13 protein-coding genes and 4 pseudogenes are annotated in these 16,889 nt (G+C 53.3%); 2 read left to right on the top strand and 15 right to left on the bottom strand.

Annotated elements, in window-relative coordinates; all coding sequences use genetic code 11:
* Positions 1–13: 13 nt before the first annotated feature.
* Positions 14–1,387 carry an IS30 family transposase gene (locus tag ACW44H_RS21175; RefSeq protein WP_206604606.1) on the bottom strand — a complete coding sequence of 458 codons (1,374 nt, stop codon included), beginning with the start codon at positions 1,385–1,387 and terminating at the stop codon, positions 14–16.
* A gap of 47 nt (positions 1,388–1,434) precedes the next feature.
* Between ACW44H_RS21175 and ACW44H_RS21180 the strand changes: the two are divergent.
* Positions 1,435–1,707: pseudogene (locus tag ACW44H_RS21180) on the top strand (IS3 family transposase); the annotation flags it as partial.
* Positions 1,708–1,802: 95 nt separating this feature from the next.
* Entirely contained in the window at positions 1,803–2,972 is a 1,170-nt protein-coding gene (locus ACW44H_RS21185) for a DcaP family trimeric outer membrane transporter (RefSeq protein WP_113271323.1), read from the top strand.
* Between the two features lie 143 nt (positions 2,973–3,115).
* Here the strand turns inward: ACW44H_RS21185 and ACW44H_RS21190 are convergent.
* From ACW44H_RS21190 to ACW44H_RS21255, 14 genes and pseudogenes are all read right to left on the bottom strand, one after another.
* Positions 3,116–3,334: pseudogene (locus ACW44H_RS21190) on the bottom strand (transposase); the annotation flags it as partial.
* Positions 3,335–3,567: 233 nt separating this feature from the next.
* The gene (locus ACW44H_RS21195) at positions 3,568–3,897 is read right to left on the bottom strand and encodes a four-helix bundle copper-binding protein (RefSeq protein WP_035565121.1); all 330 of its coding nucleotides are present in this window, start codon (positions 3,895–3,897) and stop codon (positions 3,568–3,570) included.
* A 442-nt stretch (positions 3,898–4,339) separates the two neighbouring features.
* Positions 4,340–5,604: pseudogene (locus ACW44H_RS21200) on the bottom strand (IS1380 family transposase).
* A gap of 219 nt (positions 5,605–5,823) precedes the next feature.
* Positions 5,824–6,054: pseudogene (locus ACW44H_RS21205) on the bottom strand (transposase); the annotation flags it as partial.
* 250 nt (positions 6,055–6,304) lie between these two features.
* Positions 6,305–7,474 carry a DcaP family trimeric outer membrane transporter gene (locus tag ACW44H_RS21210; RefSeq protein ID WP_113271323.1) on the bottom strand — a complete coding sequence of 390 codons (1,170 nt, stop codon included), beginning with the start codon at positions 7,472–7,474 and terminating at the stop codon, positions 6,305–6,307.
* A gap of 166 nt (positions 7,475–7,640) precedes the next feature.
* Entirely contained in the window at positions 7,641–8,057 is a 417-nt protein-coding gene (locus ACW44H_RS21215) for a hypothetical protein (protein ID WP_045812317.1), read from the bottom strand.
* A gap of 130 nt (positions 8,058–8,187) precedes the next feature.
* Complete coding sequence (locus tag ACW44H_RS21220; protein ID WP_176305132.1) at positions 8,188–8,958, bottom strand: copper resistance protein B; 771 nt, start codon at positions 8,956–8,958, stop codon at positions 8,188–8,190.
* Between the two features lie 9 nt (positions 8,959–8,967).
* Complete coding sequence (locus ACW44H_RS21225) at positions 8,968–10,824, bottom strand: copper resistance system multicopper oxidase (protein WP_168444480.1); 1,857 nt, start codon at positions 10,822–10,824, stop codon at positions 8,968–8,970.
* 68 nt (positions 10,825–10,892) lie between these two features.
* The gene (locus tag ACW44H_RS21230) at positions 10,893–12,170 is read right to left on the bottom strand and encodes an ATP-binding protein (RefSeq protein WP_457509121.1); all 1,278 of its coding nucleotides are present in this window, start codon (positions 12,168–12,170) and stop codon (positions 10,893–10,895) included.
* Positions 12,171–12,340: 170 nt separating this feature from the next.
* Complete coding sequence (locus ACW44H_RS21235) at positions 12,341–13,642, bottom strand: IS1380 family transposase (protein WP_457509122.1); 1,302 nt, start codon at positions 13,640–13,642, stop codon at positions 12,341–12,343.
* A gap of 135 nt (positions 13,643–13,777) precedes the next feature.
* The gene (locus ACW44H_RS21240) at positions 13,778–14,443 is read right to left on the bottom strand and encodes a response regulator transcription factor (protein WP_113270565.1); all 666 of its coding nucleotides are present in this window, start codon (positions 14,441–14,443) and stop codon (positions 13,778–13,780) included.
* Positions 14,444–14,457: 14 nt separating this feature from the next.
* Positions 14,458–14,958, bottom strand: a complete 501-nt coding sequence (locus ACW44H_RS21245; protein WP_113270640.1) for a cupredoxin domain-containing protein — start codon at positions 14,956–14,958, stop codon at positions 14,458–14,460.
* A 292-nt stretch (positions 14,959–15,250) separates the two neighbouring features.
* Positions 15,251–16,156, bottom strand: coding sequence for a copper resistance D family protein (locus ACW44H_RS21250; protein ID WP_113270566.1), 906 nt, complete (start codon positions 16,154–16,156; stop codon positions 15,251–15,253).
* Between the two features lie 3 nt (positions 16,157–16,159).
* Positions 16,160–16,531 (bottom strand): copper resistance CopC family protein, encoded by a 372-nt coding sequence (locus ACW44H_RS21255; protein WP_035561708.1) that lies wholly within the window; start codon positions 16,529–16,531, stop codon positions 16,160–16,162.
* Between the last annotated feature and the right edge of the window lie 358 nt (positions 16,532–16,889).

Genomic DNA, 16,889 nt, shown 5'->3' on the forward strand with positions numbered 1-16,889 from the left:
TCGCAACACTGGCTTATGATGCTGAAAATAGTAGTTCTTTGAGAGCTTCAGCAGGTGTTTTCCAATCAAGTGTTTTACGAGGTCTGTCGTTGAGAGTCGTCGCGACAGCGTCAAGCTCATGCTCAGAATACCTGCTAATGTCAGTACCCTTGGGAAAGTATTGGCGCAGCAGACCATTGGTGTTCTCGTTAGTCCCACGCTGCCAGGGACTTCGGGGGTCACAGAAGTAGATTGCCAAGCCAGTATCAAGTCGTAGCTGTGCATGCTGGGCCAGCTCCGCGCCTTGATCCCAAGTGAGCGATTTCCGCAGCTGTTCGGGCAGTGTGGCGATCTTTATGGCGATAGCATCGCGAACAGCCTCAGCCCCGTGACCAGCCAAAGCAGGTCCGTTCTTAACTCTGGCGCCCGTTCCATGATCATGCATGGGCGGCAAGTGAAGAAGTAGCGTGAACCGACTCGTGCGCTCGACTAAGGTACCGATTGCGGAGCTGTTCAATCCAATGATTAGGTCGCCTTCCCAGTGGCCGGGGACAGCGCGATCAGCAACCTCCGCCGGGCGCTGGCTGATCATCACCTCGGGCGAGAGGTAGTGTTTACCGCGCTGCTGGGTTCTCGCTCGTGGTACCCGCAATGCCCGGCCAGTACGCAGACACGCGGACAGTTCACGACGAAGTGCACCGCGGCCTTGAATGTAGAGGGCCTGATAGATCGCCTCGTGAGAAATCCTCATCGTCTCATCATCTGGAAAGTCTACCCGCAGTCGACGGCTGATCTGCTCAGGACTCCAACTGACTCCCCACCGCCGGTCGGCTCGGCGACCATGCCGCCGTCCTCGCCATGGCACATTCGGGCCGGGAATAGGTCTGCCTTCAGCATCGGTCACCTCGCCAGCCAGACGTGATTGCACGTAAGCCTGCAACCAGCCATTCCCTGCAAGCTTGGCAGTTTTGGGCCGTTTGGCGGCTAGCTCTGCTTTCCACTGCGCGACTGTGGCCCGGTACTCCAACACACCGCCCCGGGTCGCAGCGTTACGGCGCAATTCGCGCGAGATCGTCGACGGTGACCTTCCTAGACACCGTGCAATCTCACGAACCCCGTGCCCCTGGACTCGCAATAGTGCGAGTTCCTCGCGCTCTGGGAACGACAAATAACGCCCTGAGGGTGGCACCAAGTTAGAGGGTGCCATCCCGCCTGCCTCGCGGAACCACCGTGGCCCCAACGGTTGTGATACACCACACGCCAAAGCTGCATCCTCGCTCGATAACCCCTCAGCTATTCGCTTCCAGAATGCGCGATTGGTACTCCGCTGATTGATGCTTGGTCGACCAGGCGAACGCATCGGTGCTCGCCCAGTCTTTTCAGCGATCCAACTAGATGATCTTCCCATGTAACACCTCCAATATCGAGGTGTTGCGTCGACCGATTGAATCCGCCCAGTACTGTTCCACGCGTTACCAATCGCTGCTTACCCGGCATGAGCTTACGTGCAGCATGAGCGCCAAAGGCAACTGCTATGATAATGCCTGTGCCGAAAGCTTCTTCCACAGCCTCAAGGTTGAAGCGATCCATGGGGAGCAATTTACAACGCGAAACGATATGAGGCGCCAGGTGTTTGAGTACGTCGAACTGGACTACAACAAACAACGGCGGCACAGTGCTATTGGGATGATCAGCCCAGAGGCCTTTGAAGCCCGAATGATCGCTTAAACCAGTGTCCACTGTTGCTGGGTAAGATCATTTTCGCTAACCTTATAGTGCCGCAATCGGCGTAAAAACAAACCAATTCATAAAAAGGTGTCATCATGTGGAATAACAAAAAAAAGGCTTCCCTAGGCGGACTGACGGCTATGGCCCTGGCAATGGGGACGACTTCTGCGCTGGCCCTGGAAAGCCAGGTGGGAGAAACCACCGTGGGGCTGTATGGTTACGCTAGGCTCAATATGGCCTACAGCTTCGATCAAGATGCCGGATCGGCTAACGAAGGTTACTTTGGAGATATCGAAAGGTCGGAAGATAAGGTCGGAGATCAGTTCCAGGCATCTGCCACACAGAGCCGTATCGGCTTTCGGACCAGTACGCCTGTCGAGGGGAGCACGCTTTACACCGTAATCGAAGGGGACTTCTGGTCCTATAATGATGATAATTCGCGCTTCAGATTACGGCATGCCTATGGTTCCTGGAATGGGATCCTTGCCGGACAGACCTGGTCGAATTACAACACCTTCGTCGCCGCCACGCCCACACTGGATTTCCTCGGCACGGCGGGAAGCAATGGCTATGGGTCGCGCCTAGCCCAGTTGCGCTACACCATGGGAGGATTCTCGATAGCTGCGGAGGATCCAAAGGCACAGCTGGCGGAGAACATCGATGGCTCCGTGCCAGAAGATGATTTGCTACCGGATAATGACGATGCCGTATCATCGATGCCCGCGTTGAGCCTGCGCTATGAAGATAGTATGGGTGACTTTTCCTACTCAATCGCCGGCATCGCCCGGCAGCTGAAGTACGATACCGGAAGCGAAAAGGATACGGAAATGGGCTATGGGGCCTTCGCCGCAGGTGCCTACCATGCCGGACCGGTGACCTTGAGAGCGATCGTGAACGCCAGCGAGGGGGCGAACAGTTACCTCTATCTGTCTGGCGATTACTTCAACGGTGCCGATGCCTACGTCGATACCAACGGTAAGCTGCAAACGCTATCTGGCGATGGCGGAGCCCTTGGTCTTTCTTATCAAATATCACCACAGTATTCACTGAACGCGTCCCATGGCTATACCGATGTCGAATTGGGCGACCCTACCGTAGGTGGGAATGCAGGTAGAAAGAACAAGAATACATTTCTTAATCTGATGTGGACTCCCAACGAACGCTTGATGTACGGAATTGAGTACGGCTACTTCGAAACGGAGTTGGCCGATGGCCGTGAAGAAGATGCGAGCCGTGTGATGGTGGCTGCCCAGTATAGTTTCTAGGGTGAGTTAGTAGCATAGCAGAGAAGCTGTTTTGATCGATTGCTTGGGCGTATGCCCAAGCTTTTTTATGGTTCTTCGTCACTTCATGTGGGGCCTGATCGAACAGGCGACCCACAATACCACTGTCACTAAACTGAATAAGAAAGATCAGTCGCGTCGGGAACACTTTTGATGACCAAATCGATACAGATGAAGTCGCGCATGGCCTGGCTGTCATAGATGGCATCTTCAAGCGCTTCGTCGACCAGTGCATACCATTGCTGAAGGAAGTAGATCCGCAACATCTGTCCCAGGAACCGTTCCCGGCGGGTGACCTTCTTATTGTTCTGGTGCTCAGCCTGAGCAAACGAGATCTGTTTCATCGAGAACTCTGGCGGGTAGTGGAAAACTGTATTTTGCCCTGCCGGTGGCACTTAGGCAGCAACGGTCGTATTTATGCAGTGTTTCCTTAAAAGAGGCTCGCAGTAGGCTTGCTTCTACTAGAGTTTATTTCAAAATAATTACCTCAATAATTTGAAAGCCTGAGTTAAAGCAAATGAATTTCTCCATAGAAGTTCACGTCGAGCCGGAGCGCTCGCCCCGGCTGGCTTAGAGCTTAGCTGGCCATTGCGGCACATTCTTCAGCGCAGCGGTGACAAGCTTGGGCACACTCTTGGCAGTGGGATGCATCATGTTTTTCACACTCATCACCACATTTCTTACAAATGTCGGCACATAGACGGCAGATCTCGTGCGCAAACTCACTTTCTTGTGCCATAAATGAGGCGGCTAACCGACAAATTTGAGCACATTGCATGTTAAGGCGAATACATTCCGCCATCATTTTTACGTTGTCTTCTTTTAGACACTCAGTTGCACACTTGTCGCAATAAGCAGCGCATATGTGACAAGCTTCAATGCAGTTTTCGTATTTTTTGAAGTCCATCTCGGTTCTCCATTTATTAAATCAAATTTTATTTACCATAGTTCTTGCTTGGCATAATAAAGCTAGAACAACCTAAAAGATAAATCAAGGAAAGGGAACCTGGTAACTAATCAAAAAATATAAAAATAAACCAGGTAGCTGTGCGTTACTTGCCGTAATTTTTATTATTCAGCTAGGATTCAGGAAGGCCTACTATAATAAATTTTTTGTCAAAAAAACACTGAAACGTTCGCTGCGCTTGTAAGTTACCTCGCCACGAGCTCCTAATTAAAGCAATTAGTCCGGATTTCTCATAGCCTCTCAGCCAGTACCGAACTCAGGCTGTAACACCGCTAAACATCTACTGGCTAGACTTACATTGGCTACTTTTTAATCACTTTCCGTCGTTCAGACACACTTCCCCCTTCCCCCCATTGCGTCGGGCCGGGGGGCGCCCGAGCAGTCAGTTCGGCACCAACCGCCTGACGAGGTTGGATAGCGCCGTTTTATAAGGATAGCTGTCACTCATCAGCACTCGGATGCGGCACGTATTGCGGATGATGACCGCCCCCACTTTGATGAGCTTGAGCCTCAGGTTGCTCGGGCTCATGCGCGCGAAGGACGTTTTCTTCAGGTAAGTCCGTAACCGCTCGAACAGCGTATAGGCGAAGCCTGACAAGATTAGCCGCATCAGCCGCCACTGATTGGCCCACCAGTGCGTACTGGAGGTCCGGTCAGCGAACAGGCTCAGTTGTTGATCTTTGATTCAGTTTTCCATGTTGTCTCGAGCAAGTACTGCGCGTAGTAAAGCTTGAAGCTGTCATCGTAACGGGAACTGATGATAAACCGGGGGTTGGAGCCCAGCTCGCTCTCTTCTAGACGAGCCACCACTCAGCGTGGGCATTGCCAGGAGTGGGCTTGATACGGGAAGCGGAACGTCCCTGCCACTTTTTCTCCCACCTGCCATTGGGTTTTGCGTACCAGCATCATGGGCACATCCACTTCCTTGAGCAGTCGGTTGTTCTTGGCGATTCCCACGATGTAGTCGACGTGATGCCGATCGCACCAGTTCAGCATCTGGGGACGACAAAAGTGGCTATCACCTCGTAACACGATACGGGTATCAGGCCAATATTGACGGATAAAGCGTACCAGTAGTGAGAGGATGGTCCAGCTATGGCGGCTGTCGCTTCGGTCACTGGTGCGCAGATAGCTCACCAGTAAGTGGCGACCACAGAAGACATACAGCGGGAAGTAGCAATGGTGGTCGTAGTAGCCGTTGAAGAACTTGCCCGGCTGCTCGCCGTGAACCGGGATATCAGTACCATCAAAGTCCAGCACGATTTCTGTCGGTGGCTCCTCGTGCTGCTCGATGAAGTGGTGCCACAGCACCTCATGGGCCTTCACTATTGCTTGCCAATCGGCGTGCTGTTCCACCCGGCACAGCGTCGACTTGCCCGCCAGCGCCTCCACTTCACCGAGCGCCGTCTGAAGCGCCTGGTCATAACGTAGGGCCTCATGGTCGTTGAAATCTTCGTAGCCAGCAGCGACACCGAACACCCGCTGACGAACCAGAGTGTCGAGCTTATGACGAATCTGTTCCGGTGCGCGGGGATCATGAAGCACGGCGGCCAAGCGGCGTGTCAGGCGATACTGTTTATCGACTTCACGAAGCAGGAGTAATCCGGCGTCTGACGTAATGTGGCCCCCAGAGAAGTCGGCTTCAATTTGGCGGCGTGAGAATGGCTAGAAGGTGAGCTTTTCAGGTACCATTTTGGAAGCGGCTGTTGGTGTTTGATGGATTGGTTAGGTTCTTGAAATCATAGCTCTTTCAGCCGCTTTCTTTTATACCCTGTGAGAAAACCGGGCTAGAGTAATTAACATAAAAATTAAATCTATTAATTTTTGGAACGCTAGCAGCCAGCATTTTTTCGGTTCTTCGTTACTTCATGTGGATTTAGCCTGATCGAATAGGCGGCCCGCCGGGCTGCCAATCAGATAGATCATGGCGATGAAGTTAGCCTCGTTCCGATAGCCACGTGCGCGTGACCGAGCCGCCTGAAAAAGGCCGTTCATCCCTTCCAGTCTTGCGTTCGTCAGTCCCGAGTGCCAGCGCCTAACCACTGCTTCCGCGTGCCGCTCAAGTGTCGCCAAGGCCTTTCCCATCGGCTTCAGTAGTGACTTTTCAGAAACCGCCGCTTGCATAACTTTGAGACAGCCAGGCCATGCGCGACTTCATCTGTATCGATTTGGTCATCAAGAGTGTTCCCGACGCGACTGATCTTTCTTATTCAGTTTAGTGACAGTGGTATTGTGGGTCGCCTGTTCGATCAGGCCCCACATGAAGTGACGAAGAACCATAAAAAAGCTTGGGCATACGCCCAAGCAATCGATCAAAACAGCTTCTCTGCTATGCTACTAACTCACCCTAGAAACTATACTGGGCAGCCACCATCACACGGCTCGCATCTTCTTCACGGCCATCGGCCAACTCCGTTTCGAAGTAGCCGTACTCAATTCCGTACATCAAGCGTTCGTTGGGAGTCCACATCAGATTAAGAAATGTATTCTTGTTCTTTCTACCTGCATTCCCACCTACGGTAGGGTCGCCCAATTCGACATCGGTATAGCCATGGGACGCGTTCAGTGAATACTGTGGTGATATTTGATAAGAAAGACCAAGGGCTCCGCCATCGCCAGATAGCGTTTGCAGCTTACCGTTGGTATCGACGTAGGCATCGGCACCGTTGAAGTAATCGCCAGACAGATAGAGGTAACTGTTCGCCCCCTCGCTGGCGTTCACGATCGCTCTCAAGGTCACCGGTCCGGCATGGTAGGCACCTGCGGCGAAGGCCCCATAGCCCATTTCCGTATCCTTTTCGCTTCCGGTATCGTACTTCAGCTGCCGGGCGATGCCGGCGATTGAGTAGGAAAAGTCACCCATACTATCTTCATAGCGCAGGCTCAACGCGGGCATCGATGATACGGCATCGTCATTATCCGGTAGCAAATCATCTTCTGGCACGGAGCCATCGATGTTCTCCGCCAGCTGTGCCTTTGGATCCTCCGCAGCTATCGAGAATCCTCCCATGGTGTAGCGCAACTGGGCTAGGCGCGACCCATAGCCATTGCTTCCCGCCGTGCCGAGGAAATCCAGTGTGGGCGTGGCGGCGACGAAGGTGTTGTAATTCGACCAGGTCTGTCCGGCAAGGATCCCATTCCAGGAACCATAGGCATGCCGTAATCTGAAGCGCGAATTATCATCATTATAGGACCAGAAGTCCCCTTCGATTACGGTGTAAAGCGTGCTCCCCTCGACAGGCGTACTGGTCCGAAAGCCGATACGGCTCTGTGTGGCAGATGCCTGGAACTGATCTCCGACCTTATCTTCCGACCTTTCGATATCTCCAAAGTAACCTTCGTTAGCCGATCCGGCATCTTGATCGAAGCTGTAGGCCATATTGAGCCTAGCGTAACCATACAGCCCCACGGTGGTTTCTCCCACCTGGCTTTCCAGGGCCAGCGCAGAAGTCGTCCCCATTGCCAGGGCCATAGCCGTCAGTCCGCCTAGGGAAGCCTTTTTTTTGTTATTCCACATGATGACACCTTTTTATGAATTGGTTTGTTTTTACGCCGATTGCGGCACTATAAGGTTAGCGAAAATTCCTGAATTAAAGCTGAATTTGTTTGCCGAGATACTAGTTTTTCATAAAAAAGGTCAGCTCATGGCTGACCTTCTTAATTCATGTCAAGACTAAAGGATATCAATAGGCGACATGTAGTTCATAACGGTTACTGTCACTTTGGTTATTACCTCCCAATGAGCTACCACTCACCTCAAGCTGATAATTTCCAGGTTGCAGCTGACGAATAAGTTCGAAGTGCCCCCGTGGGCTGGAAGCTTCTGCTACCTGCTGTCCCGCCTCATTATAAAGAACAGCTGAAATGCGGTTGCCAGTGCTTGTAATGCCCGGAAAATGTTCACTTGTCACTTGGAGGGTAGTCGCTTGTTCAATATTAATATTGAAACGCTTCGAGTGCCCTTGTGCAAGAATCAGCGTAGAAGATACGCCTCTTTCAAGCGTCGGAGCGCCTTGAGAGGTGTTACCTAAGCTAGCCAAGACAGGTGTAGATAGTATAGTTGCTACCGTTGCGCCAAAAATAATTGCTTTAAATTTCATGGTGGTTTACTCCGTTGGTTATTTACAATTTAATAATAACCTTAGAGTATGAATTGAAGCTGAATTTAGTGGTTTTTTAGCAAAAAAAATGCCACCTTCCGGTGGCGCAAGTTATAGAGTGCTTAACGATTTAAAATATTAACCTGACACCTGCCACCACGCCGGTATCTTCGGTATTATTCCCGCCAGCACGAGAAAGGTCAGCGGTATCGCCATACTCTTTTACCCAGTAAGCGCCCACGTAAGGCGCAAAGCGTCTGGTCACTTCGTAGCCCAGGCGCATGCCGACACGCACTGAGTTAAGGCCCTCACCCACACCAAACTCCTTAACTTCGCTGGCAGCTACGGCAATTTCGGTACGCGGCTGTAGGTAGAGCCGCTGAGTCAGGCGCAGATCGTACTCGCTTTCCAGGCTGGCGGAGATATCGCCTTCATCGCTTATCATCAAGTCGAGATCGGTCTCGAAGCGATAGGGGGCGAGCCCCAATAGGCTGATGACGCCGAAATAGCGTTCGGGATAGTCATTCGTAGCGATACCGCCCTGATAACCGATGCCGCCCTGAAGTTCCCAGAAGTCGGCAATCAAACGACTATAAAGCAGGTTGAGGGACTCGAATTCTGCATCTTCGCCATCGCCCTGGACGTTTTCGCCTTCGCCTTCCACGTATAGGCGATTGAAATCACCGCCATACCAGGCCTGGAAATCCCAGACCAAGGCATCCCCCCCCTTGTCGGGCGAAGCATATTCCAAGCGATCGACCCGTACCGTGGTCATCGGGTGCTCCACGACCGGTGACGGCCAGCCGGCCGGGGCGTCATAGCCGTCTTCGGCTTGAGCAGTCGTGGCGGCGGCCATGCCGAGGGCGGCGCTGGCGAGGGTTAAGTAGTGCTTGGTTTTCATACTGCCTCCTTAAGAAACCTGAACAACGCGGAACATGCCGGCATCCATGTGATAGAGAAGGTGGCAGTGGAACGCCCAACTGCCCTCGGCGTCTGCAGTGATCAGCGCAGACACGCGCTCGCCGGGCTTCACGTTCAAGGTGTGTTTGCGCGGAATCAATTCACCCTGGCCGTTTTCCAGCTCCATCCACATGCCGTGGAGGTGGATAGGATGCTCCATCATGGTGTCGTTAATCAGAATTAGGCGCAGCCGCTCATCTTTCTCAAAATGAATAGGGCCGGTCACTTCGCTAAACTTCTTACCGTCGAACGACCACATATAACGCTCCATATTGCCGGTCAGGTGCAGCTCAAGCTCACGGCCTGGCTCACGGCGATCAGGCCATGGTGTGAACGCTTTGAGATCCCGGTAAACCAATACGCGTCGTTCGTCAGGATCAATGCCGATTCCCGCCTGGTTATAGCGAGAGCCCGGCTGAGCTTCACCGGCGAGAAGCAAACCATTTGCGCCTATTTTGGCCTGCTCGGCTGCCATCCCCCCCATAGTAGAGTGATCCATGCCTTGCATGTTGGACATACCGGAGTGATCCATCCCAGCCATGCTGGAATGATCCATCCCCGACATGTTGGACATGCCAGAGTGATCCATCCCCGACATGTTGGACATGCCAGAGTGATCCATCCCCGCCATGTTGGAGTGATCCATACCGCCCATACCGTGGGCACCCATGGCTTCCATGCCGCGGTCGGCAATTTGGCGGCGCTTGGGAATCTCCGCCTGCATGCCTTCACGCGGGGCTAGCGTGGCGCGAGCGTAGCCACTCCGATCCATGGCTTCGGCGAAGATGGTATAGGCTCGATCATCTTCTGGTGAAACAAGCACATCGTACGTTTCCGCCACGCCAATACGGAACTCATCAACAGGCACGGGTTGCACTGGCTGGCCATCGGCGGCCACCACGGTCATCTTCAGGCCAGGTATACGGACATCGAAGTATGACATGGCCGAACCGTTAATCACGCGTAGCCGTACCCGCTCACCGGCCTTGAACAGCGCGTTCCAGTTTTCCTGGGGGGAGTGGCCGTTGAGCAGGTAGGTATAAGTGCTGCCGGTGACATCGGCGATATCCCGCGAGCTCATACGCATTTGGGCCCACATACCGCGCATCTCGGCGGTTTGTGAGAAACCCTTTTCGCGTACATCGGCGAAAAAATCAGCAATCGTGCGCTCTTGGAAGTTGTAATAGCCTTCCATGGTTTTCAGATTACGGAACACCGACATCGGTTCTTCAAAGGTCCAGTCGGTGAGCAGTAACACATGCTCACGGTCGTAACGGATAGGCTCGCGCTCGGCGGCGTCGATAATCAGCGGCCCCGCATGGCCTAGCTGTTCCTGCAGACCTGAGTGGCTGTGGTACCAGTAGGTGCCGTTCTGCCTGACAGGGAAACGATAGGTAAAAGTTTCACCAGGGGCGATACCGGCAAAACTGACACCAGGCACACCATCCATTTCCGGCGGTAGAATAAGACCATGCCAGTGGATGGAGGTGGACTCGTCCAGCAGGTTGGTGACACGCAGTACGGCGTCTTGACCTTCTTTCAAACGAATCAGCGGGCCAGGACTGGTACCGTTAATGGTAATTGGTTGGGCTTCTTGTCCGTCAATAGGCAACGATTCACGGCGGATCGCCAGCGATACCTCGGGTCCTTCTTCAACGCCCTGCGCGTAGACATTGCTGCGGCCCCAGGGGTTTGCCCAGGCGGGGGTTAATCCCATTGCCGCAGCGGAACCTATTCCTAGGGCAGCGCCGCCTTTTAGGACCTGCCGGCGAGAAAGCGGGTGAGAAATGATGCTTGAGCGTGCCATGTGTAACTCCCATCAATGATGAATGGCACCATCTTGATGGAAGAAGCTGAATCAAAGCTGAATAGTGATTAATTAATCACTTCAACTGCAAGAGGCAACGTAACCGTAACGCGCAGTCCACCCAGTGGACTACGCTCAAAGCGCGAGTGCCCTGAGTAGCGGGCAATTAACTGCGCAAGAATCGACAGGCCTAAGCCGTAGCCGGGACGGCGTTCATCCAATCGTGTGCCACGCTCTCCCAAGCGCGAAAGATCTTCTTCTGCAACGCCGAAACCGTCATCATCAGTGGTGAGCGTGAGTGTGGTAGCGGAGGCGGCAATATCGCAATTAACGCACCTATTCGCCCATTTGCCAGCGTTATCGAGCACGATGCCTAATATTTCAGAAAAGTCGTGAGCCTCAATAGGCACTTGGTCTTTCTCGCCTGCCGAGTGGGCGAGGTTGAAGATACGCTCAGGGTAAAGGCTGCGGAACATCTCGATGAGCCGTGAACTATCACGCGTGACGTTGGCCATTCGCCCCGCGTTAGGGCCTGCAATACGTGAGCGACGCAGCTCCGCATCCAGCTGGGCGTTAATATCCTCAATACGGCTGAGCAGTTTATGGCGTCGGGTTTCATCAATGGGCCGATTGCCACGCAGTACTTGGGTAACGGCTGCCAGCGGGGTTTTTAATGCATGTGATAGGTTCGCGACCGACTCTCTGGAGCGCTTCAAGCGAAGGTCAATGTCATCCATAAACCAGTTCAACTGGTCGACTAATTCATCTAGCTCAGAAGGGGCTATTAATGACAAGCGATCACGTTTGCCCGCTCGCAATGCTTCAAGCTGTTGACGCAGTTGCCAGAGTGGCTTGAGTCCACGATTAACCGCTAACATGTTGAGTATGATGAGCATTCCTAACAGCGCGCTGGCAATCCCACCGACCCACCAGTGCAATGTTGCAAGCCCTGCTTCTACTTGAGAGAAGTCCTCACCCACCAGCAGCACACCCTGCGTGCCCTGCCATTCAAAATGGCGACGATAGACGAGCATGTGTTGCTCGCCGCGATTCACGTCTATTAGAGCATCACCGCTTTCATCTAGCAGCGAAGCCAGCTGTTGCTGCCATTGTGGGTCGGAAGCGCTGACCGAGCCGTTGAAGCGGAGTACGTAGAGATGATGAAAGACTTGATAGCCTTGGCTAACCGAGTCAAGCGCGGCAGGCACGGCGGCTTCACCTTGCTCAAGCTGCGTGACGGCATGGTCGGCTTCGCGCTGAAGACGCTCACCCAAAAAATCCCGAGCAAGATTCTGTAGCAGTATGCCATGCAGTAGCCAGGTCGTCACCACTACGAATAGTGCCACGCCTCCTAGCCCGGATTTCTCATAGGTCCCCAGCAAGTCTCGCAGACTGTGCGGGTTACCGCCATTACCGCTCATTGGCGGCCGTGACTGATCAATAATCGATCAATTTCTGTTGTCCGGACACACGGCCCCCTTTCCCCCATTGAGTCGGGCCGGGGGAGCCCAGGCTTCTATTCCGGAACCAGTTGACGCACCAGGTCAGAGAGTTCGTCTTTGTAAGGATAGGCATCGCTCATCAACACCCGTATGCGTCGAGTGTTGCGAATGATGACCGCGCCCACCTTGATCAGCTTCAGCCGCAGGTTACTGGCGCTCATTCTCTCGAAGGGGGTCTTCTTCAAGTGGGCCCGTAATCGCTCGAACAACGTGTAGGCAAAGCCCGATAAGAGCAACCGCCACTGATTGGTCCACCACCGCGTGCTGGAGGTGCGATCTGCGAACAGACACAACTGCTGATCCTTGATCCGGTTTTCCATGTCACCCCGGGCACAGTATTGCTCGTAGTAGAGTTTAACGCCGTCGTCGTAACGGGAGCTGAGAATGAACCTGGGGTTGGCACCCAGTTCGCCCTCCTCCAGACGCGCGATCACCCAGCGGGGGTGTTTCCAGGTGTGGGCCTGGTACTGGAATCGATAGGTGGCGCAGACTTTTTCACCCAGTTCGTTGTGAGCCTTGCGAACCAGCATCGAGGGTACGTCTACCTCCTTGAGCAGCCGGCTGTTCTTGCTGAGGCCCACCAGATAGTCCACGTTGTTCCGGTCGCACCAGCTCAGCAATCGGGGACGGTAAAAGCCGCTGTCACCCCGGAACACGATGCGGGTATTCGTCCAGTACTGCCGGATGAATTTCACCAGCAGGGCCAGAATGGCCCAGCTGTGGCGGCTGTCGCTTCGGTTGCTGGTGCGCAGGTAGTTCACCAGCAGATGGCGACCGCAGAACACGTACAGTGGGAAGTAACAATGGTGATTGTAGTAGGCGTTAAAGAACTTGCCGGGCTGGTCGCCATGCACCGGAACGTCGGTGCCATCAAAATCCAGCACAATTTCCTTGGGTGGAGTCTCGTGCTGTTCAATGAAGTGATGCCACAGCAGTTCGTGGGCCTTGACCACGGCCTGCCGGTCTACGCGCTGCTCCATTCGGCACAGTGTTGATTTGCCCGCTAGAATGGCCGCTTCGCCAGTCGCGGTCTGAAGTGCCTGGTCAGCGCGTAACGTTTCGTGATCGTTCAGATCTTCGTATCCGGCGGCTACGCCAAAGACCCGTTGCCGGATCATGGTTTGAAGCTTGTGGCGAACCAGTACCGGATTACGGGCATCGTCCAGCACCGTAGCCAGGCGCTGAGTGAGCTGGTGTTGGTTGTCGACTTCGCGAAGCAAAAGCAGGCCGGCATCGGAGGTGATATGACCACCGGAGAAATCGGCTTCAATTTGACGGCGAGACAGTGGCGAGAAGGTCAGTTTTTCAGGTACCATTTTGGATAGCGGCTGTTGGTGCTTGGTGAACGGTGTAAGGTCCTGAAACTATAGCACTTTCAGCCGCTTTCTTTTATCCCCTCATGAGAAATCCGGGCTAGCCAGGCGAGTAGTCGAAAACGTAAACTGCGCCGATCAATGTGAAGCAAAGAAATACCCCTGGCCGCGGCGAGTTTGGATAATTGATTTGCCTAGATAACGGCGCAGACGAGCGATATAGACTTCGACCAAGTTAGGTGCGGCGGCATCCTGTTCCAGGGCATAGAGCTGCTCTAATAACTGCTCTTTGGAGTGAATGCGATCTGGATGCAGCATTAAGTAGCGTAGTAATCGAAACTCTGTCGCCGTTAGCGAACGCCAAGTTTCTCCCTCTAGGCATACTCGTTGACCTGCTTCATCCAGCGATACGCCATTGAGCGTCACAACTTGAGATAACTGACCAGACTGCCTGCGCAGCAGTGCCTTCAAACGGGCCATAAGCTCGGCTTCATGGAAGGGTTTAGCTAGGTAATCATCGGCACCCGTTTCAAGACCAATGACTTTATCTTCCCAAGTATCGCGCGCCGTCAAGATCAAGATAGGCGTGCTGCGTTTTTGCTTGCGCCACTGGGCTAGTAGATCTAGTCCCGAGCCATCGGGCAAACCGAGATCTAAGATAGCCAGCTCGTAATGCTCGGTTGCCATTAGCGACTTGGCCGCTTTCAATGAAGCGGCCAAGTCGACAAGGTAACCGTTGTCCTTGAGACTCTCTGCCAAGCTTTCTGCCAGCAAATCATCATCTTCGAGTAGCAACAGTTTCATGGGTAAACGTCAGATTAGAAAGTAAAATTGCCGTACATGCCGGATTCGTAATGGCCGGGAATGTTACAAGCATACTCTAGCTCGTTAGTATTATCAGGAACACTCCATAATAGAGTCCCGGTGTCACCAGGTGCAATTGTGACGCCTGCCATGCTCATATTGGCCATATCGTGGCCTTCACCTTGTGACATGTTTGACATGTCATGACCTTCGCCATTTGCCATGTCTAGCATCATTTTTCGATGCTCTTCATGGGCTTCTTTACTGCCAATCACAAATTCATGCTCTAAATTGCCGGTGTTGGTGATTTCAAATTTAACCACCTCCCCAGCCGCCAGTTCTAGCTCTTCAGGGTCGAACCACATATCGCCAGCCTCGAGACTGATCGTGCGGTCGACGTCAGACTCAGTTAGGCCGCTATCCCCGCCGCCATGGCCAGGTGCAGCCCACGTGGCGCTTGTTACTAAGCCTAGTGAAAGAGCAAATAAAGACGTTACTAAAGTGTTTTTGCGCATGGTCATTTACCTCAGAGGTTATTGCCACTTGTTCTTTATACGGTGTTAACCTGAAACGAGCCTGAACCTAACGTAATAATAGGATCTGCTGCACAACAGTATTTCTAATATGATGATGGATCCTGACTAGATACTGCTCTCTAATTAGTGTCAACACTGCAGCAATGACTTTTCGTCTTTTTGGTGCAATGCCTATGGCAGCATCCGCCTAAACCTCAGTGTACGGCCCACAAGAAGGCGACCGTTAATGTTCGATCTCTGGATCGGCTCTACAAGGTGGTTGCCCTGTTGGTCACCCATTCGGTGATGTCACCCTTGTCAGCACCGCCGTAATCAGCAGGACAACCACGACCAGCACCACCTCCAGCGCAATACTGCGCTGCAAACGTCGTGGGGCTGTTGCGTCGCCGCTCTCAAAGGCAGGTACAAGCCGCCACTTGTTCGCGGCAGCAAATAACAGCAGCACCGCGACAATCAATACTTTGCCGATCAAGAACTGTCCATATGCCGTGGTGAGCAGGGGTGTGAGACCGCCTGTTAGCAGCGTGGCCAACGTGACGCCCGCCAGTACCAACACGCCAACTCCGCCCATGGCGAGTTGCCCGAAACGGGTCAGAATACGGGCGGTATTGCCGTGGTTGTAATGTTGCCCCACTAAGTGGAACAGCGGCCACAGCGAGGCTACCCAGAACGCCGCCGCCATCAAGTGAATGATCAGCAAGCCAGCCAGAACGAGGCGTGGGGTGTTCACCGTATGTCCCACCTGCACGAACGCCAGCATCACCAGTAACACGCCCACTAGGCTCAAGCTATTGGCTGTTTTTGAGAGTGTTAAGTTATTGAGCTGAATCGCCTGGACCAACAGCAAGCCAGTTACCACCAGTATCAGCCGGGTCCCGGACGCACCCTCGAACACGATCCCGAGTAGCATTGGGTTGGTTGCAGCCGCTATATTGCCGCCCCCAAGGTAACCAGCTTCTAAAGGCCACTGGAACAGAATCAGGATAATCCCGGCCCAGACAGCAAGGACACCCATGCGGGCGACGTGCCTCCGGTCATGTTCAGGGAGTTGGGGAAATGCTAGACGAAACAACACGGCTCCCGTCGCGACTAGGGCACTGAGGTAAACCCCGGCCGCCACGAGAATCATCGCGACGGTCCAGACGTCGAGGCTATTTACGGAGAACCACCAGGCCATGGGTCAGGGCTCGACCGAGAAGTTAAAACCGTCGGTCATCATGTGCCCGTCATCCGATAGGCCGCGCCAGCGTACCTGGTAGTCCCCAGCCGAAAGAATTTCACCTGGTTTTACGAAGTAGCGTTCGACCTGTTCACTGCCTGGCTGACCATCAAGAGGAACAGAGCCGTCCGGGCCTGTCACTTCAAACTGGGTGATACGCATCATGCCACCAAACTCAATGCCAATCTCTGCTGGGGAATCCTGAATGGTCACGCCATCCTTAGGTGAAGTGCTTGCGCCCCCTTCATGGGCCAGCACTGGGATTGCTAGCGACAGCAACAGCGTTGCTAAGGTAGCGTGAATGATAGGGAGCGAACTCGTCTTCTTTTGCATACCGTATCCTTATATATTTTTAGGGTTGAATGGATGCCGTTACTTCATCGCGGAGGCGCTAAAACTGATTCGGCTGAGCCTTCTTACATCGTTCATCTGCCCTGTTTGGCGAACAAGGCGCATGGCGTCGTGCTTTTCTTCATGGAAATGAGTCGGTGTTATAACGTGCCAACCTGAAACAGGGCTGAAAATGGCGGAAAAAATGATCTGTGACAACACTTAGGTATTGGGATCGGTTTCTCCTTTACCTTTGGGCCACCTATAGGTTGTAGGTTTATAACGAAAGCTAACTCCGCCTTCTTCCATTTTTAATGGATAAGGCGATGTCTCGACCAGCAACATGATAAGAGGAAATATC

The sequence above is a fragment of the Vreelandella sulfidaeris Esulfide1 genome, from assembly GCF_054072535.1.

What these genes read in the sequence shown, in the direction of transcription:
- ACW44H_RS21195 (WP_035565121.1), bottom strand. Translation starts at nt 3,897, where the DNA reads ATGGACTTCAAAAAATACGAAAACTGCATTGAAGCTTGTCACATATGC.
- ACW44H_RS21245 (WP_113270640.1), bottom strand. Translation starts at nt 14,958, where the DNA reads ATGCGCAAAAACACTTTAGTAACGTCTTTATTTGCTCTTTCACTAGGC.
- ACW44H_RS21250 (WP_113270566.1), bottom strand. Translation starts at nt 16,156, where the DNA reads ATGGCCTGGTGGTTCTCCGTAAATAGCCTCGACGTCTGGACCGTCGCG.
- ACW44H_RS21225 (WP_168444480.1), bottom strand. Translation starts at nt 10,824, where the DNA reads ATGGCACGCTCAAGCATCATTTCTCACCCGCTTTCTCGCCGGCAGGTC.
- ACW44H_RS21235 (WP_457509122.1), bottom strand. Translation starts at nt 13,642, where the DNA reads ATGGTACCTGAAAAACTGACCTTCTCGCCACTGTCTCGCCGTCAAATT.
- ACW44H_RS21175 (WP_206604606.1), bottom strand. Translation starts at nt 1,387, where the DNA reads ATGGGAAGATCATCTAGTTGGATCGCTGAAAAGACTGGGCGAGCACCG.
- ACW44H_RS21185 (WP_113271323.1), top strand. Translation starts at nt 1,803, where the DNA reads ATGTGGAATAACAAAAAAAAGGCTTCCCTAGGCGGACTGACGGCTATG.
- ACW44H_RS21210 (WP_113271323.1), bottom strand. Translation starts at nt 7,474, where the DNA reads ATGTGGAATAACAAAAAAAAGGCTTCCCTAGGCGGACTGACGGCTATG.
- ACW44H_RS21255 (WP_035561708.1), bottom strand. Translation starts at nt 16,531, where the DNA reads ATGCAAAAGAAGACGAGTTCGCTCCCTATCATTCACGCTACCTTAGCA.
- ACW44H_RS21220 (WP_176305132.1), bottom strand. Translation starts at nt 8,958, where the DNA reads ATGAAAACCAAGCACTACTTAACCCTCGCCAGCGCCGCCCTCGGCATG.
- ACW44H_RS21215 (WP_045812317.1), bottom strand. Translation starts at nt 8,057, where the DNA reads ATGAAATTTAAAGCAATTATTTTTGGCGCAACGGTAGCAACTATACTA.
- ACW44H_RS21240 (WP_113270565.1), bottom strand. Translation starts at nt 14,443, where the DNA reads ATGAAACTGTTGCTACTCGAAGATGATGATTTGCTGGCAGAAAGCTTG.